Annotated in this window: 17 protein-coding genes; 6 read left to right on the top strand and 11 right to left on the bottom strand. The window is 63.7% G+C overall.

The genetic code is table 11. From position 1 onward, the window contains the following. Window positions 1-24 precede the first annotated feature (24 nt). The 6 genes from J0J06_RS02750 to J0J06_RS02725 all read right to left on the bottom strand — a co-directional run bounded on the left by J0J06_RS02750 (window position 25) and on the right by J0J06_RS02725 (window position 7947). On the bottom strand, window positions 25-1566 hold the full coding sequence (locus J0J06_RS02750) for a class I adenylate-forming enzyme family protein (RefSeq protein ID WP_294039818.1): 1542 nt from the start codon (window positions 1564-1566) through the stop codon (window positions 25-27). 2 nt (window positions 1567-1568) lie between these two features. Further along, window positions 1569-4487 carry a TonB-dependent receptor gene (locus tag J0J06_RS02745; protein ID WP_294039817.1) on the bottom strand — a complete coding sequence of 973 codons (2919 nt, stop codon included), beginning with the start codon at window positions 4485-4487 and terminating at the stop codon, window positions 1569-1571. A 54-nt stretch (window positions 4488-4541) separates the two neighbouring features. Continuing rightward, entirely contained in the window at window positions 4542-4934 is a 393-nt protein-coding gene (locus J0J06_RS02740; protein WP_294039816.1) for a RidA family protein, read from the bottom strand. A 5-nt stretch (window positions 4935-4939) separates the two neighbouring features. Next, window positions 4940-5335, bottom strand: a complete 396-nt coding sequence (locus J0J06_RS02735; RefSeq protein ID WP_294039815.1) for a hypothetical protein — start codon at window positions 5333-5335, stop codon at window positions 4940-4942. A gap of 230 nt (window positions 5336-5565) precedes the next feature. Next, entirely contained in the window at window positions 5566-6537 is a 972-nt protein-coding gene (locus J0J06_RS02730; RefSeq protein WP_294039814.1) for a PDR/VanB family oxidoreductase, read from the bottom strand. A gap of 63 nt (window positions 6538-6600) precedes the next feature. Continuing rightward, on the bottom strand, window positions 6601-7947 hold the full coding sequence (locus tag J0J06_RS02725; protein WP_294039813.1) for a Rieske 2Fe-2S domain-containing protein: 1347 nt from the start codon (window positions 7945-7947) through the stop codon (window positions 6601-6603). A gap of 173 nt (window positions 7948-8120) precedes the next feature. Between J0J06_RS02725 and J0J06_RS02720 the strand changes: the two genes are divergently transcribed. Next, entirely contained in the window at window positions 8121-8924 is an 804-nt protein-coding gene (locus tag J0J06_RS02720; RefSeq protein ID WP_294039812.1) for an IclR family transcriptional regulator, read from the top strand. Window positions 8925-8927: 3 nt separating this feature from the next. Here the strand turns inward: J0J06_RS02720 and J0J06_RS02715 are convergent, their stop codons facing one another. Genes J0J06_RS02715 through J0J06_RS02705 form a run of 3 tightly spaced genes read right to left on the bottom strand, consistent with a single transcriptional unit; the run spans window position 8928 to window position 13025 of the window. Beyond that, window positions 8928-10586, bottom strand: a complete 1659-nt coding sequence (locus J0J06_RS02715) for an AMP-binding protein (protein WP_294039811.1) — start codon at window positions 10584-10586, stop codon at window positions 8928-8930. Then, window positions 10567-12033, bottom strand: a complete 1467-nt coding sequence (locus J0J06_RS02710) for a carboxylesterase family protein (RefSeq protein WP_294039810.1) — start codon at window positions 12031-12033, stop codon at window positions 10567-10569. Before J0J06_RS02710 ends, J0J06_RS02715 begins: the two co-directional genes overlap by 20 nt. Further along, window positions 12030-13025, bottom strand: coding sequence for an extradiol ring-cleavage dioxygenase (locus J0J06_RS02705; RefSeq protein WP_294039809.1), 996 nt, complete (start codon window positions 13023-13025; stop codon window positions 12030-12032). Before J0J06_RS02705 ends, J0J06_RS02710 begins: the two co-directional genes overlap by 4 nt. Window positions 13026-13290: 265 nt before the next feature. On the opposite strand from J0J06_RS02705, the gene J0J06_RS02700 reads away from it, so the two are divergent. Further along, complete coding sequence (locus J0J06_RS02700) at window positions 13291-14556, top strand: MFS transporter (RefSeq protein ID WP_294039808.1); 1266 nt, start codon at window positions 13291-13293, stop codon at window positions 14554-14556. Beyond that, window positions 14553-15353, top strand: a complete 801-nt coding sequence (locus J0J06_RS02695) for a hypothetical protein (protein ID WP_294039807.1) — start codon at window positions 14553-14555, stop codon at window positions 15351-15353. Before J0J06_RS02700 ends, J0J06_RS02695 begins: the two co-directional genes overlap by 4 nt. A 52-nt stretch (window positions 15354-15405) precedes the next feature. On the opposite strand, the gene J0J06_RS16855 is transcribed toward J0J06_RS02695, so the two are convergent. Then, complete coding sequence (locus tag J0J06_RS16855) at window positions 15406-15897, bottom strand: divalent metal cation transporter (protein ID WP_366931190.1); 492 nt, start codon at window positions 15895-15897, stop codon at window positions 15406-15408. A 211-nt stretch (window positions 15898-16108) separates the two neighbouring features. Here J0J06_RS16855 and J0J06_RS02685 point away from each other — a divergent pair, with 211 nt between their 5' ends. The 3 genes from J0J06_RS02685 (at window position 16109) to J0J06_RS02675 (ending at window position 17967) form a co-directional block, all read left to right on the top strand. Next, window positions 16109-16678, top strand: coding sequence for a sigma-70 family RNA polymerase sigma factor (locus J0J06_RS02685; protein ID WP_294039806.1), 570 nt, complete (start codon window positions 16109-16111; stop codon window positions 16676-16678). Window positions 16679-16688: 10 nt separating this feature from the next. Continuing rightward, window positions 16689-17342: an anti-sigma factor gene (locus J0J06_RS02680; RefSeq protein WP_294039805.1), complete on the top strand. Its 654-nt coding sequence runs from the start codon at window positions 16689-16691 to the stop codon at window positions 17340-17342. A 94-nt stretch (window positions 17343-17436) separates the two neighbouring features. After that, window positions 17437-17967 carry a fasciclin domain-containing protein gene (locus J0J06_RS02675; RefSeq protein ID WP_294040814.1) on the top strand — a complete coding sequence of 177 codons (531 nt, stop codon included), beginning with the start codon at window positions 17437-17439 and terminating at the stop codon, window positions 17965-17967. Between the two features lie 185 nt (window positions 17968-18152). Here J0J06_RS02675 and J0J06_RS02670 read toward each other — a convergent pair whose 3' ends face one another. After that, entirely contained in the window at window positions 18153-19001 is an 849-nt protein-coding gene (locus J0J06_RS02670; protein WP_294039804.1) for a class I SAM-dependent methyltransferase, read from the bottom strand. Window positions 19002-19189: the final 188 nt, after the last annotated feature.

The following is a 19189-nucleotide window of genomic DNA, read 5'->3' as shown; positions in this document are numbered from 1 at the left end:
TCCTTGTATGGAGCGGAGAAAGGATCAGGCGGCTTGGCGAGCGGCGGCGATCCGGTCTCGCAACTCGCGTTTAAGAACCTTGCCGATCGCGCTGCGGGGCAGTTCGTCGATCGGATGTAGAGCGGACAAGCGCTGGGTCTTGCCCAGGCGGGCGTTGGTCCAGGCCAAGATTTCCTCGGCCGGCGTCGCGTCGCGCGCGACGTAGAAGCCAACGGGCGTTTCACCCCATTGGTCGGATTCGACTCCGATAACCGTACAGTCGGCGACCGCCGGATGCGTCGCGATCACCGCCTCGAGATCGGACGGATAGATGTTGAAACCGCCCGAAATTATCATGTCCTTCTTGCGGTCGACCAAGGTCAGGAACCCGTCCTTGTCGAAGCGGCCGACATCGCCGGTGCGGATGAAACGATTGCCCTGCGGATCATGCCATTCGGCGTCGCGACTCTTGGCCGGCTGGTTGTGATAATGCGTCATCATCGCGATCGAGCGGCCGACCACCTCGCCCGTGCCGCCCGGCGGCACTTCCACGCCGTCGTCATCGATCAGGCGCACGTCGTGGCCGTCGACCGGCTTGCCGACGGTGTGCAGCTTGTCCGGATAAAGGTGTGCGACAAGCGTCATCGTCCCGCCGCCTTCGGTCATGCCATAGATGTCAATCAACCCGCCCGGCCAGCGCTGCAGCACTTCGGCCTTCAGGGCGGCGCCGAACGGAGCGCTGGTACAGGTCTTCATGCGGAACGCCGACAGGTCGAACCGGTCAAACGCGGGATCGGCGAGCAAACGGCGATACTGGACCGGCACCAGCATGGCGTGGGTGACGCGATGCTTCTCGGCAAGCTCGAGGAATCGCCGCGCGTCGAACCTGGGCATGATTACGACGGAGCCGCCATAGGACAAAGCGGGGATAAGGCTGACCAACGTCGTGTTCGAATAAAGCGGCGTCGAAATCAACGTGACGGCATCGGGCGCATAGCCGGTCAGGCGCCCGCGCCAGATATGGTGCCAGCGCATCCGGTGGCTCTGAACGATACCCTTCGGCTCGCCCGTGGTGCCCGATGAGTAAATGATGTTGAAGGCATCCCCCGGCGCGATGGCCGCCGGCGCTGGCACGACATCCTCCGGCGCCATCCAATCCTGCAACAGCGGTGCTTCGGCCGCGGCGCCGATACCGATCGGTCGGATCGCACCGGGCGGCAGCTGCGCCGCCGCCGCGCCATCGGCGAACAGCAAGCTGGACCCTGCGTCGCGCATCATCCGAAGAGCGGAATCGGCGCTGGACGACGGCGCGATCAGCGCCGGGACCGCGCCGACGCGCAGCGCCGCGATGTAAACGATCACGTAGTCGATCGAATTCGCCGCCATAATGGCGACCGCTTGCCCCTGCGACACTCCATCGCGCTGCAAGGCGGCCGCCGCGCGATCGACCTGCCGGTCCAGGTCCCGGTATGTCAGTGTCCGCCCGCCCTCAATCAGCGCGGGATGCGAACCTCGCGCGTCGGCATGCGCCCGGATCAGATCGGGCAGCGTGCCGAAGTCGCGTTCGAGGATTTCTTCCGCCGTCATGGTCAGAATTTGAATCTGACGCCAGCAGTGTAGTTACGGCCGATAAAGTCATAGAGCGCGCCGTTCGCCGCACGCGGCGTGGTGTTCGATCCGTTCGGCGTAAGAGGTGGATCCTTGTCGAAAAGATTGTTGACAGTGAAGAAAATCTCCATGCCGCCGCCCAAGGTCTTCGGCGAATAACCCACCGTCAAGTCGGTATAGAAGACCGCTGGCACACGCGTGTCCTGGCGCGGGTCATAGGTCTGGGTCTTGTCGAGGAAGCCCGAGCCGATGTACCGCTCCTGTACGAACAGGTGAACGCGATCGCTGCGATATTCGACCGCCAGCGAACCGGCCCACTCGGCTGCACCCGGTGGGACATTGGCGCCCGGAGTGACGTTCAGATCGCCGACGCGATCCACCGTGATACCTGCCGTGGTCAGCTGAAGATGGCGCGTGTGCGTGACCAGCAACCGCGTCGACAGCGTCCCCGGCAAGCCAACCCCATCAAGTCGGGTGATATAGCCAATCTCATAGTCTTCGCCGTTGGTACGTAGCCGGGCGAGGTTTTGCTGCCGCGTGATCACCTGGTTGATCGTGCCGTCCGGGTTGCGAATAACATCGGGGCACGACAGGCCGCAGGCATTCACCACGGAATCGCGCGTCGGGGGCGCGATGACGTTGCCGATGTTGATGTTGAAATAATCGACCGAGGCCGTGAACCCGCGAAGGAATGCGGGGCGCAGCACGACGCCGAGCGCCAGCGTATTGGCCGTTTCTTCCTTCAGGTTGGGATTGCCCTGGTTGATCTGCACGACGGTGAAGCGAGCGCCACCGTTGAGTGGATCGTTGACCGGCTGCCCAGTGACTGGCACCGCGGGGGAATAGAGCTCGTTGATGCTGGGCGCGCGGATGTCGCGCGACCGCGTGCCGCGGAAGCGCAGGCCGTTTACCGGCTCCCAGTTGATGCCGCCCTTCCATGTCACCACGCCACCGACGGTGCTGTAATCGGCGTAACGCGCAGCGCCGTTGAACGACAGATTGCGAAACCCGGTGACGTCCTTCAGCAACGGCACGTTGATTTCGACGAAGCCCTCCTTGACGGAGAAATCGCCGCTGAAGGCCTGAGCGGGGCTCAGCAGATAGGCGCCCAACTGATTGCGCTGTGCGGCCGGATAACCGCGGATGTCGGTGCCGGTACGAGTGATCGCATTATCCGGTCCGCTGACCTGCTTGTAGGTCTCGCGGCGATATTCCACGCCTGCGGCGAACGACACCGGCCCCGCCCACAGGCTGAACGGTTCACCACGGACGCTCGCAGACCCGACCAACTGGTCGAGATCGGTGTTCAGGTAAGTTGTGCGGAGAATGTACTTCAGCGCCTCGCCGCTTGGCGACCCTTCGCCGAACAGATTGACCGGCACGCAGCCGTTACCGCGCGCCAGCCCAAGCAACGTGGAGCGGCACACGATCGAGCCGTTCGGCGCGCGTACCGCATCGGCCGCGTTATAGACGTTTTCGACGTTCATGTTGTTCTCGGTCAACAGGTCGAACGTGGTCTTCCCATAGGCGCCGTAGACCGAGTATTTCCATGTGCCGCCCAGGCCGCCGTCGATACCGATGACCCCACGGCGCGTCGCCGTATCGTTGGTGTAGAACGAGCCCCCAAAATCGTAATTGGTCCGCGCCATCGTGAAGGACGTGATGCCGTTGGCGGTCATCGTCGCGCGAACGGCGTCTGGCAGATAGGCGTTATCGGCGAAGATCGTCAGCGGCGACGTGCCCAGTTCGCCCGAGTTCGAACCGAAGTAATGGTTGTGCAATTTGCCGTAGATACCTTCGGCGTAGATGATCGTGCCCTTGCCGATTTCATACTGAATGCGGCCGAACAGGTTCGTCACCTCGAACCCGGCGATCAGGTTCGTCCGGCGCAGCGAGCCGTCACCGCCACTCATCGTTGCCGACGTCACGAATGTGCCTTGCCGATACGGCGCCAGCGCACCGCCCGGCAGGAATTGCTGCCGGTTGAGCGGGCACGCGGCACTCACCGGTGCACACCCGGTGATAACGCCACCGCCAGTCGCCAGCGCGTCGCGCACGTCGGGGGCGACGATCAGCGCCGTCGTCGTCGTGCTGACACCAATTACGCCCCATTGCGTCTCGGCCCATTTGCGACCGCCGAAGTCCTCTGGCCCGATGCCTTCCTGACGCAGGTAATCGGCGGCAAACACGACATTGATGCGGCCGTCGGCGAATGCCTTGCCCACGGTTAGTCCGGCCTTCATCGTACCGGCATCGCCGCGCGACGAAATGCCGCCTTGGAGATTAGCCTTGATGCCGGTGAACTTGGTGTCGAGCACGAAGTTGACGACGCCCGATACGGCGTCCGAGCCATAGGCCGCCGATGCGCCACCGGTAACGACGTCGACGCGCTTGACCAGACTTTGCGGAATTAGGTTGGCGTCGGTCGCACCGGTCGGCTGGCTCGGCGTGATGCGCCGGCCGTCGAGCAGTACGAGCGTGCGGAACGCGCCGAGCGCGCGCAGCGTCAACAAGCTGGCGCCCGCGCCCAGAACGGTGCCGGCCGATCCCGCGGAGGATGACCGCGTCGAGCCCCGGAACACGGGTAGTTGCCCAAGACCCTCGGCGAGATTGCCGGGCGAGGCGGCGACCAATTGGTCGGACGTAACCACGGTCAGTGGGGTCGGCGCGGCGGAGCCGTTGGTGATGGCCCGCGAGCCGGTGACGACAATGTCGGGCGAACCCGGCGGCGGGGTCGGGTTGGCTTGCTCCTGCGGATCGGCCGCAACGGGCGCGCTAGTTGGTGCGGGCGTCGTCGGCGCGCCGGCCGTCTGGGCGTGACCGGCATTCGCGCTAGCCATCAACAGAACGATGAACGAGGTGCCGGAAATCAACCGCTGACGGCTCTGTCCCTTAATCATTTTATCTCTCCTGCATTCATTATTTTTATATATAAATCAGTATTTTAATCGAACTTACGTCATGATGAAGGCCGTCGCGTCGCACTGCACCAGCATCGGCGCGCGCAATTGTGCGGAGGTCAGTGTGTGGCGCGCGGGGCGCGAGGTGGGATCGGGGAATTCGATTTCCCAACGAGCGTTCACCGCCGCCCGCACCTCCGGCACACCAGCATAGATCGTCAGCTTGACGAGATGCTCCATCCCGCCGCCGCCGGCCTGCAGAATCGCCGCCAGATTGTCGAACATGTGCGCGACCTGATCCTCGAGCGTGTCGGCTAGCTTTCCCGTGGCGCGGTCGATTCCGTGGACGCCACCGGTCATCAGCAGCGGCCCAACCCGCGAGGCGGCCGGAATCGGCTGTGCTCCATGCGCGAAGCCGTCGACGACGATGCTGTTGCGGGTCGACATAAACGCTACGCCGCCCTGACGGATGGCAAGCGCCGAGCCGCGCGCGCCGCGAGGGCAAATGGCAGGACTTGCGCCCCGGCATAAGCGGGGACCACACTGGTCGCCGACCCCGCTACCAAGTGCCGGGCAACCTCTTCCAGCGTCAGGCCGAACGGAATGGTGCGCGCGCGGTCGACCAGCAAATTCCGGTCGTGCAGGCTGAGCCTCACCAAATCACCCAGTGCGCGGTCAACTGCGGCTGCGTCACGAGACGCGCACCCTGACATATCGAGATACCAGGAATCCGGCTCGACATGGTCCGCCGCCGACCGCGCTATCTCGACTGCAGCGTCGCGGGCAGCGGCGACAATCACTAGCGCGCTATTGGCGACGGCACCGCCGATCGAGGCGTGTTCTTGCACGCCCATGCGATGCACGGCGCGCGCGGGCCGGCTATGGCAACGGGCGAATTGCCGATCGAACACGGCGACGTCGAACCGCAGCGCAACAGCGCTTGCGCGATGCAGCGACCGCGCGTGCCAAAACCGATCACGGCGGCGCGCATCGTGCGCTCCGGCCGACCACTCGCTTCGTTATCGGGCCATGCCATTCGCTTACCCTCTCTCCGGTCCTGCTGCGGCCTTCGTGCCGCTTACAGGTCCAATTTCAGACGTTCGGTTCGACTGCCGGAACAACAGATCATCATCGTTGCGTTCGATGCTCGCTCGGCATCGTTCAGAATCATGTCGAGATGGTCCGGAACCCCGGCCAGCACGCGGGTTTCGCAGGCCCCGCAAATCCCCTGCTCGCACGACGCCTCGACCGGCAGGCCGGCCTTCCGCGCGCATTCCAGAATGGTCTCGCCCGGGGCGACGGTCAGTTCGATCCCGCTACGTGCGAGTTCTACGACGAAGCCCTGCGTGGTCGCAGCCGGTGGGGGCGCGGAAAAGCGTTCGACATGAACATGGTCCGGCGCAATGCCCGCAGCGGCGCAGGCCGCCTCGAACGCGTCGAGCATCGGCCCGGGGCCGCAGCAGTAGAGATGCGCTTCGGGCGCCGCTCCGGCGATGATCCCCGCCAGGTCAATCGGTCCGCCGGCGACGTTGTCTTCGTGCAGCCGGACCCGGTCACCGTGCCCTGCCATGTCGTTCAGCAACGCGGCCTCCGCGCGGTTGCGCACCGCGTAATGCAGCCGCCAATCGAGACCGATCGCCGACGCACGCTGGGCCATCGACCAGAGCGGTGTGACGCCGATGCCCCCCGCGATCAGCACCACCGGCGCGCCGCCTTCGACCAACGGAAAGTGGTTACGCGGCTTGCTGATGGGCAGGATCGCGCCGACGCGCAGCTCTTCATGCATCGACGCCGATCCGCCGCGGCTCGCCGGATCGCGCTTGACCGCGATCAGATAGCGCTCGGTGTCGCTCTGCGCGTTCAGGATCGAATATTGCCGGATCAGGCCGTTGGGCAGATGCACGTCGATATGCGCGCCCGCGGTGAACGGCGCGACCGAGCCTCCTTCCGGCCGGCGCAGCTCATAGATATTCGTCCCTTCGGCGGCGTAAAGCACCGCCGTGAGACGCATATCGATCAGGCTTGCGGACAAGCTGGACAGGTTCGACATATCGACCATATCAGTGGCGCGAACCGGCGGACGCGCAGGCGCGCCGCCGGATCGGTGCCTCTCCTATTCGGCGGGAACGGCGACGATGTCGGCGGCGGGACGAATCACCGAGGTGATGTTCTCGGCATAGGCGTCCTGCCAGGCGACCCCTTCATCGGCGACAAAGTAGCCCGCGCGGGATTTCAGGAAGACTTCCGGATCCTGCGTACCGGGCGGCGGCGCGCCCGTTTCGGCATAGGCACGCGCCGCGCGCAGCACGCGACGGCGGGTGCGCGCGATCATCAGATCGGCCGTGGTCAGATGTTCGCTGGCGTGATCGGTGATCGGCCCCATGCTCTCGGTGATCGCGTGATCCTGGAGATGGATGTTCATCAGGCCGGTATAATTGACGCCGCTGGCCTGCGCTTCGCGGTCGATCATCCAGTCGTTTTCCTCGACTTCGACCAGACGCCAGCGATCATACCAGCCGGTGCCGTTGGGCTGGTAGTTGTTGACGATCTTGTAGCCCTGATCGAGCACAGTGCCGTCCTTCAACTTCGGATCGCCGCGGCGGTTGAGCGGGTTGAGCGCCTCCTTCCAATAGACGTTGATGAACATCATCCGGTCATCGTCGATCGGCACCCAGGCACGGGCGTGGACGTGGGTCGGGAACTTGCCCGCAGGGTTCTGGGTCCAGAACGGAAACATGAAATTGGCCGTGCGCCAGTAGATGCCGCCCTGCGGCAACGGCCGATACGCGCCGTAGCTCGTGCCCCATTCGGTGTCGGCGACTTCGTATTTCGGCATGCGGTTGACGACGGTCGCATACATCGGGTGCGTATCGTCCATCTCGTCCGGCTCGAGCGTACCGGCATGGAGGAAACCGAAGTGCGCGGTGTCGATGTCACCCTCTAGCGCCTGCAGCCAGTTACAGTCGCGATAGACCATCGAGATGCTGAGCTCCTCTTCGGGGAGCAGCGTCACTTCGATGCATGGCAGCGGCGGCGGGTTATCCTGGTTCTGACCCATATAGACCCAGATCAGGCCGTTGCGCTCGGCGGTCTTGTAGGCCTTTGCGCGGATCTTGTCCTTCAGCGTCTCGCCCTCTGGTACGCTCGGCATATCGACGCACTTGCCCTCGGCGTCGAATTTCCAGCCATGATACACGCAGCGCAGGCCGTTCTCTTCATTGCGCGCAAGGAACATCGAAGCGCAGCGGTGCGGGCACTTCTGGTCGATGATGCCGACCTTTCCCGACGTGTCGCGGAACGCGATCAATTTTTCGCCCATGATCGGCAGACGCATCGGCGCTCCATCGGGCGTCAGTTCGGACGACATGATGCAGGGGATCCAATACTGTCGCATGAACTCGCCCATCACCGTGCCCGGTCCGACGCGCGTCAAATCCTGCGAGTCTTGTTCGATTCCCACATCCGTTCTCCCAAACTCTTATGGGAATCACCATGACACAGTTTTTTAATGCGTCAATTCGGAATTTAATTCCGTTTTATATATTCCTTTGCACAATTTTGAGACTGAATCGCAACAAGCTCTTGCCTAAGGCCTCGAATGCGCTTCAGGGTGGTGGAAGCCGAGGAGATTGAATGAGAAAGCGGAAAACGGCCGGATCGGACGATGCTGCGATCGACAGTGAAGGTACGCAGCCTAACAGCGCGCTAGCGCGGGGTTTTGCGATCCTGCGAGCGTTTCAAATCGGCGATACGCATCTGGGCAATGCCGAATTGGCCGAGCGAGTCGGCCTGCCCAAGGCGACGGTTTCGCGCCTGACCCAGACTCTCGCCGATGTCGGAATGCTCACCTATCTCGAATCCATCGGGAAATACGAACTGGCTCCAGCCGTCTTGTCGCTTGGCTATGTCGTTTTGTCGCGCGGCGAAATGCACACGCTGGCGCGCCCTTATATGCAGCAGCTAGCGAAGGACAGCGGCTTGGGTGTCGGCCTCGGCATCCGCGACGGGATCGACATGACGATCATCGAATATGCCCGCGGCCACTACTCCAGCACCATGACGGCGATCGGCGTCGGCCGCCGCTTGCCCGTAGGCGTCACCTCGATGGGCTGGGCAGCGATGCACAGCCTGTCGGCGTCGGATCAGGCGGCCGCCTTTGCCGAACTTCGCGCGGCCAATGGCGACCGGGCGGATGCTATCCAGGCGCGAATGCTGAAGGCGTTCGACGAGATTCATGAATTCGGCTTCTGCACCAGCGCGGGCGAATTCAGCCCAGCCTATAATTCCGTAGGTGTGCCCCTGCTCCACCCCAACGGGTCCGACGTCCTGGCTTTCCACATTGCCGGGCCAGCCTATTTCCTTTCGCAGGAGGACATGCGCGAGAAATGGGGACCGCGACTGGTCGAGGTGGCGGCGAAACTGCGCGGCGAGATATAGCGGCTAGGCGGTCCGATCACGCAGCACGTTTCGCTGGATCTTGCCGGTGACCGTCTTTGGCAGTTCGTCCAGAATGACAATATCACGCGGTTGCTTGTATCCCGTCAGCAGGGCGCGACAATGCGCCTTCAAGTCATCTTGAGCGGCCACCGTGCCGGGTTTCAGCGAGACATAGGCCAGTACCGTCTCGCCGCGATAGGCATCCGGCGCGCCGACCACCGCCGCTTCATGCACAGCCGGGTGTTGGTGCAGCACATCCTCAACCTCGCGCGGCCACACCTTGAACCCGGAGGCGACGATCATATCCTTCTTGCGGTCGACCAAGTAGATCCTGCCAGCGTCATCCATCACTCCGACATCGCCCGACCGCAGCCAGCCGTCGTCCGATAGTACAGCGGCCGTTTCGACCGGCTTCTGCCAATACCCGGCCATGATCTGCGGGCCTCGCATGCACACCTCGCCCGGTTCACCGGGGGGAGCTTCGGCACCATCTTCACCGACGATCCGGACCTCCGTGCCAGGCGTCGGTATTCCGATCGACAGCGCGCCATATTCAGGATGGACCGGGATATTACGAGCCACCGGCGTGAAGACCGCCGGGCTGGTCGTCTCGGTCATGCCGTAGCCGACATGAATTTCCATGCCCGTCCGCCGCAGCAATTCGTCGTGCAGCGCCGGCGCGACCGGCGCACCGCCGCTGGACACATGACGAAAACTAGCAAAGTCGGTGAATGTCGCGCCGGGCGCGCTCATCAGCGCGTTGAACGCGGTAATCGCGGCAATCGTCACCGTCGGGCGGTGCTCGCGGATCAACGCCAGCGCGGGCTCGGCGATCAGCCGATACGGCAGCACCATCGCGCAGCCCGCGACGCAGGCGGCAGCAAAGTGGCAGATCATACCGGTAATATGAAAGAACGGCGCCGCAGCAAAGATCACGTCCGCCGATGTGGTCTCCGACAGGATAGTGAACACCTGTGTATTAAAGGCGAGGTTGGCATGCGTCATCATTGCCCCGCGCGGCACACCGGTCGTGCCCGACGTATACATGATCAGGCCCAGCGATGCTGACGTGCTGATGATCGTCGGCGGCGTGCAACCGATGCGCGCCGCGATCACGTCCTCGAAAAGTTCGCAGCGATCGGGCGCGGCGACCGGTGCCGGCAGAATCGAAGTGTTGCGCGTCTGATAACTGCGCGGATTCGTCACCAGCAGAAGCGCACCGCTTTCCGCCATGTCCAGCGCTGCACGCGCAACCCCGCCCTGATCGAGCTGCGCCAGGACGACGGCAGGCGTACAGTCGGCGAAAAGCCGTGCCAGTTCGACCTCACGATAACCCGGGTTGCTCGGCACGGGAATCGCACCGACTTTCCACACCGCAAGCACGTAGATCACGAATTGCGGAATATTCTGTACAAGGACGGCGGCGCGGTCACCCGCGCGGACACCTCGCTCGATCAAGCCGACAGCAAGGGCGTTGCTCTCGACATCGACGTCGCGCCACGTGAGCACCCCGTCGAAATAGCGGATCGCGACCGCGTCGCCATGCCGGCCGAGCATATCGGCGAACAGCTCGAGCATCGGCCTGCCGTCCGTGGGCGCGCGCCAATGCGCGGGATAGCTGCGCAGCCATGGCGCAGCGGCATCAACGGTCGGCATAGTCATTCAGGAAGTCCAACTGCGCATCGCGCCATGCATGGCCGACACATGTTTGGTCGCCGAGTTCGAGGAAGCCGGTTTCTGCGGAAGGCCAGTCGACGCCATCGATACTGCCAGGCTGGCCCGTTTTGGCGAAATTCGTCCACGCGACGACGAACGACCGGGCCAGCGCAACATCGCGCTCCCCCGCCGCCGGCGCATTACCGGCCGGGGGCTCGTCGAGATGGCCGAATACATAAGGCACTTCGCCGCCATGATGCGGGCCGTCGCTCGTCCCTGCCCGGCGCCGGGTGAAAAGATAGCGGAACACGGGAACACCTCTCGCAAGCAGGGCGCGCGCCAGTTCACGCGTGCCGAGCTGGAATTGGCTGTCACCGAACATCTGCGCCACCGCCCCGCGCGCTTCGTCGTCGCGCGCCGCCGGATAGAGCGCCGCCGCGCGGTCACGATCGGCTGGGAAATTGGCATCGAGCGTCGCATTCCAGCCTGCCAGGTCATCCACCGGCCAACTGGCGGTCAGCCGCGACCCCTCATCGGCATTGCTCCCGACGATCGCCGGCACAGCGGCAAACGCGCCGGCGCGATATGCCGCGCGCTCATCCTGCGGCACGACCCAGCCGTCGATCACCGGACGTAGCACACGGGGCGTGGTCAACCCGCGTACCGCCGGGACCAGACGAGGCTCGAGCGCCAGCACCTGATCCGCCGGGAGCGCACGCAAGTCCGCCAGCGAACCCAGCGCGGCGCCTGCATCCGTAGCTTGGGCGAGCGTGGCGAGCGGACGGAACGAGCCGGCACTCTGCAAAATCACCTGATCGAACGCGCCCACCGCCAGCGGGGACGTCATCAACAACGCGATCGACGCGCCACCGGATGACACGCCGAAAACCGTCACGCGATCAGGATCGCCGCCAAAAGCCGCGATGTTTGCCTTGATCCAGCGCAACGCCAGGATCGCGTCGAGCAGCCCATAATTGCCGGCAGCTCCTTCGGGCGATTCCGCTGCGAGGTCCGGATGCGCCAACCAGCCGAAAATGCCCGTGCGCGATGTCACCGAAACAAAGACCACGTCCTCCCGCGCGAAAACCGTTCCGTCGCTGCGGACATCCGCGGCGCTTCCGTGTATGAAAGACCCGCCATAAAACCAGACCATGACGGCACGCGGGGGTGCCTTGGCGGCGGGTGCCCAGATGTTGAGCGTGAGGCAGTCTTCAGAGACACTTGGTGCGCGCGACCCTGCCGGCCGGTTGCGCTGCATGGCATCGGGCGCGAATTGCGTCGCGTCGCGCACATCCTGCCATTTGGCCGCGGGTTCGGGTGGCCGCCACCGGCGGTCACCGACCGGCGGCGCGCCATAGGGAATACCGAGAAAGCGGCTGACACCATCCTTGCGCGTGCCCCGAACCGCGCCGGCGGGCGCAAACACGACGAGATCGGCCGCTCCGTCGGTCACGGGCAGAATGACATGAACGCGGCGCCGATCCCGGTGCCCGCCGGAGTGCGGTACAGCGGGACATATTCCTCCCAAGCCACCTGCATGCCGTTGATCGCTCCTGCCGCAACGATCCAGTTGAGGATTTCCGACGATCCCGATCGCAGGGCCGCGCGCGGGATCGAGCGCAGCATGTCGGCATCGTTGTCCCGCAGACCGGTAAGGATCCGACGGTCCAGCTCCTCATCGACAACGAAATGGCTGAGCCCGCCCGATGCGATGACCGCGACGCGCAGGTCGGCGGGCGATTGCTCGATCGCCTCGCGCATGAAGCGGCCGATGTCGAAACAGCGCTTCGCGCTTGCGACGTTGGGCGGAAAATAGGTGTTGAGCAGTACCGGCACGACCGGGATCGCGCGCCCCTTGAACAAGCGTTTGATGACAAAGCCATAGGCATGGCCGAACCCCGCTTCGGCGGGATTAGAGACACGCGCCGAGCTGCCGATGTCGACGTCGCGGTCGAGCAGTCCGGCAATGATGTCGAGCGCGAGAGCGCTATGGCCGGGAAAGCGATGGAAATCGTCCATCGCAAAGCCCTCGCGGACGGGCACGCGCCAGGCCGGAATGCTACCGTCATCATGCTCGCTGTGCATGACGAGCTCGTCGCCGAAATAGATCGAGATCACGGGCAGATTGTCGGTGCCGAACAGTTCGTCCTGGTCATCACCGACGATCAGGACGACGTCCGGATTGGCGCGCTCCAGATCGTCGGCCAGGCGGTCGAGCGCAGCCTGACATCGGACCCCCTTTTCGGCGAAAACATCGACAGTAACCTGGTCGGCATATTTGTCGCCGACTTCGGCATGCAGCGCGCGGTAGTCGAGCGTGCGCCCGTCCGTCAGCGTCAGTTTGGGGTTGTTGATGTCGGCCTTTGCCCGTTCGTGCCAGTGTTCGGGCGGGAGCGTCAGCACCGGCGTATGCGATGTTCCAGCGCCGTAGACGATCTTCGCCATTTCCACCTCTCAAAAACGGCGACTCCGCGCGCCGCTCGATTCGCTAGCCGCCACGCTCCTGGCCGTCAAGTTTGGTCTTAATTAGCAAGTCAGTTTCAAATTCATCGCATATTTTACGCGGTTATTGACAGTCTATGGTTTTTAGAAGCAAGCTTTGATCCGTTTAGGAAGGGCTTCACGCATGGAGAGAATTGTGGCTGATTCCACGCTTGATGGGCCCCCGGCAGAATGGTCGGCGCCATCGTCATCGGTTACGGCGCAACCGATGCGATCGGTCTACGCGAGCGGCGCGCTATGGCTGCTTATGCTGGTATCGACGCTCAACTTTCTTGACCGGCAGATCGCCAGCATCCTAGCCGAACCGATCAAGCGGGAACTCCTGCTTAGCGATACCCAGATTGGTCTGATGACAGGATTGGCCTTCTCGGCCTTCTACACGATCGTCGGCATTCCGATCGCGCGCTATTCGGACCGCCCGTCGACCAATCGATCCCGCCTGATCGCCATCATGCTCGCGATATGGTCGACGATGACGGCCCTGTGCGGACTGGCGCAGAATTTCGGTCAGTTGCTCGCCGCGCGCATCGGAGTCGGTGCGGGCGAAGCCGGCTGCACCCCGCCATCCCACTCGCTGATCAGCGACAGTTATCCGCTTGCTCAACGACCACAGGCGTTGGCCTTTTACGGCATGGGCCTGCCGCTCGGATCACTGCTGGGCCTCAGTCTTGGTGGATTGCTCGCTGATGCCTTTGGCTGGCGTGAAGCATTCCTCATCCTCGGTCTGCCGGGCATTGCGCTCGGGCTGGTCGTGTGGCGATACGTGCCCGAGCCGCGCACGGTGTGGGCCAAATTCGAACGCGACGCCATGCCCGCTGAGCATGTGCCGCCATCGTTCAAGGATCTTTTCGCCGAACTGATGGCGTCGCGCGCCTTCCTGTTGCTGATGGCCGCGTTCACGCTCGGCAGCTTCCTCAGTTATGGCAAGGGCGTCTGGCAGGCGGTGTTCATGATCCGCATTCACCACCTCAGCCCCGGCGTCGCCGGGGTAACCCTGGGCCTGGTCGCCGGTATCGGCACCGGCGTCGGTGCCTGGGCCGGTGGCTGGTGCGCCAGCCGCTACGGCGCCAAAAATCGGAAGCACATCCTGACCGTTGTCGTCATGGGCTTGATCGCATCGGTGCCACTGTCGCTGATCGCGTACAGTGCGCCAGACTGGCGCGTCGCCGCGTTTTTCCTGCTGGCGGGCGCGGTTGCCAGCGGTTTGTCCTATGGTCCGGTCTTTACCTGCCTGCAGGGAATAGTGCGGCCGTCGTCGCGCGGTGGCGCCACCGCCGTATTCCTGCTGGTGCAGAATCTGGTTGGATTGGGGTTCGGACCCCTGCTGTTCGGCGTACTGTCGGACGCGATCACGCCATGGGCAGGCGGGCAGAGCGTCCGCTACGTGCTCTATGCCGCCGCCCTGCTCGGTCCGATCCCCGCCTTCCTGTTCTGGCGTACCAGCCTGAGGCTCAATGCGGAGATGCGCCAATGACAACGACGGCACGGAAAACGGCGGCTTGGGCAGTGGTGCGCGCCTTACGTACCGGTGAGGTCACCGCCGCGCGGATAGCGCACGGCCATTTGTCCTCCACGGTGGAATTCGCCGGGGCGCAAGCGGCCTTCGCGGGCATCGACGCGGTGACCGAGCGCTTGACGGGGTTGTGGACATACACACCCGTCCTCGCGGCGGGCGCCTGGGAAGTAATCGATAGCGATGACGGCGTCGCCGCCATTGGCGACTTTGCCGGGATCGGCGCAGCCCCGGCAGCGTATCGGCTCGAATTCCGGTTCAACGAGGCGGGGCAAATCTCGACGATCCAAGAGATATTCACACCTGCGGCGCCACCGACACCAGCGGCCGGCATGTCGCCCTGGGTGCGCCGTTGCCTCGACCGCGCGTTGGCCGAAGGCAGACCCGTCGCCGTGACCTATGTCGATAAGGAGGGCCTGCCAAGCATATCGCTGCGCGGCAGCCTGTACACGATCGACGAGACTAGGCTGGGCTTGTGGCTTCGTAAGCCGACCGGCGGGCTGGCCGATGCCATCGCAGCCGGGCAGGCGATCGCGTTCCTGTATCGCGACAGCAGCACGCGTACGACGCTGATCGGGCGCGCTGCCGGCACGATCATCGACGATCCGGTCGCGCGCGACTCCATTTTTGAGTCCACGCCCGAAGTGGAACAGCGCCACGATCCAGCACGCACCGGCGCAGCCGCGATATTGTCGCTGATCGATTTAAGAGGCACCAGTTCGCGCGGGACCATATTGGTCCGTGCTGAGAATGACTGATCCACACGAAGCTCCAGCCCCGCGTAAGTTGATGATTATATATTATAAAAGTTCAACTGACTGCGGTTCGCGCTTGCGTCGAGTTGCTTTGACGAAGCCTTAGCGCCCTTTCCAGACCGGCGCCCGCTTTTCGACGAGCGCTCGCGCTCCCTCGCGGCGATCCTCCGACTGAAGCGCCGGTTGCGCCATTTCGGACTGGCGCTGCCATTTTTGGTCCGAGGGCCAGTCTGCGGCTGCCCGCAAAATCCTGCTCGAGGCGGCCCAGCGCTGTCGGGCCGTTTAGAATGAGCCGCTCGGCCAAGCCTTTGCCGGTTGCCGCGCCGATACGGGCACAAGCCTCCTGAACCGCCAGGAGTAAAGGTATCTGATAGAGCGAGGTCCATAGCTGACCGAAGCCAAACTGAGCGCCGGTTTGCGAGTATGTTGCGATGCCGGAGGGATCGTCGTCAGCCGCGCCGGTCACGATCCCCGGCCCAAATATTTTGAGCACCCTTAGAAGCCGTGGTCCCTTTTGTTCCGTCTCGCTCGCGGGATCAGGTTCCATTTTTCAAGACTCTCCCGAGAGATCGGCATGGGACCAGCCATCGCCCGGACGATAACCTACGCAATAACCGGGCAGAGCGGAACGTTCGAAACCAGCCTCGATGCCGGCGGACCAAATCCAGACGGCTCCGACTGCGATCGCAACTGCGATGCTGCGTCCCATATGACAACGACCGATTGCACCCGACCCCTGCCGGGGCTAGCCTCGCGACATGCTCTATCGCCTCGACGCTGACGCCGCGCGGGCGACCCTGATCGAAGCTCTACGGCGGACCGGAGACGAAGACCGCGCGGCTTTTCAGGACATCTACCGGCTCACGTCGGCGAAGCTATTTGGCATCTGCCTGCGTATCTGCGGTGAGCGCGCGGGCGCGGAGGATGTGTTGCACGAGGTCTACCTCACGATCTGGAAACGGGCTGGTGCGTTCGAGCCGGGACGCGCGAGCCCGATTTCCTGGCTCGCGACGATCGCCCGCAATCGTGCGATCGACTGGGTTCGCGCGCGGGGCGTGCGTCCGACGCAGCCGATGGCGGAAGCGGCCAAAATCGCCGACGAGGCCCCTGACCAACTGAGCTTGGCGCAGCGCGACGAGATGTCGCGGCGGCTGCACGACTGTCTCGACGCGCTCGGCGATCGACAGCGGGACGCGATCCGCACCGCCTTTTTCGACGGCATGACGTACGCCGAACTGGCCGACGTGAAGGGCGTGCCGTTGGGAACGATGAAGAGCTGGGTGCGCCGCGGTCTGATGCAGCTTAAGGAATGCATCGGCGATGATTGAGGAGCCCGACATGACCGCCGCCGAACTGGCGATCGGGCTGCTGGACGGCGAGGAGCGTGCGGCCGCGCTGCGTCGCGTGATCGCAGATCCGGCCTTCGCGCGCGAGGTGGAGAGCTGGCGCAACCGGCTCGCCGGGCTTTTTGACGATTACACCGAGGTCGAAGCGCCGGCGTCGGTCGCCGCACGCCTTGCCAAGCCACAAGACGCCGCGAAGCCGCGAAGCGCCTGGCCAATCCTTGCCCTCGCGACCGCGCTGGCTGCGGCAGTCGCATTGTTCTTCGTGTCCCGCCCCGTTCCCACCCCGCTGCAGGTGCCAGTCGCGCAGCCGCACCCGATCATGGTCGCGTCGTTGATGATGACCGACAAGTCTGCCTCGGTCCCGGCGATGATCGACATGACGACCGGTGAAATGACCATCCCGCATGCCAATATGGCCCCCGCCGGTAAGAGCGCGCAGCTCTGGATGATCGGCAGCGATGGGGTGCCAAAGCCGATGGGCTTGCTTGCTGCGGCAGGCACGTCGCGTATGACGTTGGCGCCCGGCCAGCGTGGCCAGCTCGCCGCCGGTATCACGCTCGCCGTCTCGATCGAGCCGGCGGGTGGCTCGCCCACCGGCAAGCCGACCGGCCCGGTCGTCGCCTCGGGAAAACTTTCTCTCGCCTGAGCGCATCCAGGCACGCACCCGGTCCGTATCTCCGCCCGCAATCGCCAACCAGGCGGGCATAGGAGACAGGCATATGAAGGTTGTTCGTAACATCATGATCGCCGCGACGTTGGTCGCCGGCGCGACGGGCGGATACGCCGCAATGAAAAATCCGATGGTCGGTGGCGCGGCCATGTATGCAACCAAGAACATTGTCCAGAACGCCGTCAATTCGAAGGATCACACCACGCTGGTCGCGGCGGTGAAGGCGGCTGGCCTCGTCGATACGCTGTCGGGCCCGGGCCCGTTCACCGTCTTCGCGCCGACCAATGCCGCGTTCGCGAAGCTGCCGGCCGGCACGGTCGACACACTGCTTAAGCCCGAAAACAAAGCTGCGCTCACCGGCGTTCTAACCTATCACGTTGTTCCCGGCAAAATTACCGCCGCGATGATCGCCGCCAAGGCCCAGGCGAACGGCGGCACCGCCACCTACAAGACCGTCAACGGCGGCGTGCTGAGCTTCAAGAAGATGGGCGGCGGTTGGGCGATCATGGACGGCAAAGGCGACACCGGCATGATCACCATCGCCAACGTGATGCAGTCGAACGGCGTCATCCACGTTATCGATACCGTGATGCTCCCGTAGCTTTCGGGAGCGAGAGGCCGGCCTGCCTCCTGTGGCCGGCCTCTCACATCGCTGGTCAATACCGTTCGAAAATGACGGCTATTGGGTGAAATCCGGTCCGCCGCGAACGACCAACGACGCTTTGTCGCCAAACCTCAGTGACCCACTGGCATCGTTGAGATCCGTCAGGTTTGGACTGCCTCCGGCTATTTGCGGACTATGACCTTCAGGTAGTTCGCAGCAATTATGGTTTCGTCCGCCCCGCCTTGATTCTCCTCCTCGAAAAGGGCCGACAGTCGGTTGTAGAGTTCGTCTGCCCGGCCATCCCTTTGCGCCGCATCGAACGCGTTCATGGTCGGCCCGTAATAGTGGCGGAACGTATCGAGCAGAGCAGCGGGCGGATTAGGCGTCCGGAATGTATAAAGCGTCGGCGTGCAGGAGATCGCATCCGGTGAAATGCCGGCAGCGGTGAAGCGCTCCTGGACATTATCGGCCACGCCCCAGCTAACCGGGCTAACGAATCCATCGGGCGGCGGCGGGGTGAATTCGGCGCTGATCTTGAGGACTTGTGCGACCAGCGTGGGATCGCCGGGTATCCAATTGCCCATGACGATGCGCCCACCGGGCCGGGCCACACGCACCATCTCACGCGCTACGTCGAACGGGTTGGGCGCAAACATCGCGCCAAAGATGCTGACGACGAGATCGAAGCGATTGTCGTCTATTCCTTCCAGACGAGACGCATCGCCCTCCCGGAAGAACAGGTTTGAAAGGCCCGCCTCGCGGGCGCGGACGTTACCTGCCGCGACGAGGTTGGCGGCGATGTCTACGCCGAGCACTCGCGCGCCGCGCCGGGCGGCGGGTACGGCGGTGGTTCCGTCGCCACAGCCGAGGTCGAGGACCTCCATGCCCGGTGTGACGCCCATCGTTTCGACCAACTCTTCGCCGGACTCGCGCATCGACGCAGCAATTCGTGTGAAGTCGCCTTTCTCCCACAGTGCTTTGTTGGGGTTTGCAGCGGCGGCCGTTTGTGTCGTTCGGTCGATGGTAGTCATGACGGCTCTCCGTTGCTCGAGGCGAGAGTGGCTCGCCAGATCAATAAAGGTAGACCCCGTCTATGCCGCTGCAGCCAGTTCAGAATGTGAATCGCGCCGATATAGAAAGTGAACTGGTCACCTCACGCGGCCCGACATAAGCTCAACGGAACTCGACCGCGCGAGGTAAGCTAATGGCTGACAACGGA

It is taken from the genome of Sphingomonas sp. (genome assembly GCF_017304615.1).
GTDB lineage: Bacteria > Pseudomonadota > Alphaproteobacteria > Sphingomonadales > Sphingomonadaceae > Sphingomonas.
Note: the sequence above shows the minus strand (reverse complement) of the source record. Positions and strands in the feature narration are given on the sequence as shown.

Coding starts and splice junctions, on each gene's coding strand:
- J0J06_RS02730 (WP_294039814.1), bottom strand. CDS start 6,537: ATGTCGAACCTGTCCAGCTTGTCCGCAAGCCTGATCGATATGCGTCTC.
- J0J06_RS02720 (WP_294039812.1), top strand. CDS start 8,121: ATGAGAAAGCGGAAAACGGCCGGATCGGACGATGCTGCGATCGACAGT.
- J0J06_RS02675 (WP_294040814.1), top strand. CDS start 17,437: ATGATCGCCGCGACGTTGGTCGCCGGCGCGACGGGCGGATACGCCGCA.
- J0J06_RS02745 (WP_294039817.1), bottom strand. CDS start 4,487: ATGATTAAGGGACAGAGCCGTCAGCGGTTGATTTCCGGCACCTCGTTC.
- J0J06_RS02750 (WP_294039818.1), bottom strand. CDS start 1,566: ATGACGGCGGAAGAAATCCTCGAACGCGACTTCGGCACGCTGCCCGAT.
- J0J06_RS16855 (WP_366931190.1), bottom strand. CDS start 15,897: ATGGAACCTGATCCCGCGAGCGAGACGGAACAAAAGGGACCACGGCTT.
- J0J06_RS02740 (WP_294039816.1), bottom strand. CDS start 4,934: ATGTCGACCCGCAACAGCATCGTCGTCGACGGCTTCGCGCATGGAGCA.
- J0J06_RS02685 (WP_294039806.1), top strand. CDS start 16,109: ATGCTCTATCGCCTCGACGCTGACGCCGCGCGGGCGACCCTGATCGAA.
- J0J06_RS02715 (WP_294039811.1), bottom strand. CDS start 10,586: ATGACTATGCCGACCGTTGATGCCGCTGCGCCATGGCTGCGCAGCTAT.
- J0J06_RS02680 (WP_294039805.1), top strand. CDS start 16,689: ATGACCGCCGCCGAACTGGCGATCGGGCTGCTGGACGGCGAGGAGCGT.
- J0J06_RS02695 (WP_294039807.1), top strand. CDS start 14,553: ATGACAACGACGGCACGGAAAACGGCGGCTTGGGCAGTGGTGCGCGCC.
- J0J06_RS02700 (WP_294039808.1), top strand. CDS start 13,291: ATGCGATCGGTCTACGCGAGCGGCGCGCTATGGCTGCTTATGCTGGTA.
- J0J06_RS02705 (WP_294039809.1), bottom strand. CDS start 13,025: ATGGCGAAGATCGTCTACGGCGCTGGAACATCGCATACGCCGGTGCTG.
- J0J06_RS02670 (WP_294039804.1), bottom strand. CDS start 19,001: ATGACTACCATCGACCGAACGACACAAACGGCCGCCGCTGCAAACCCC.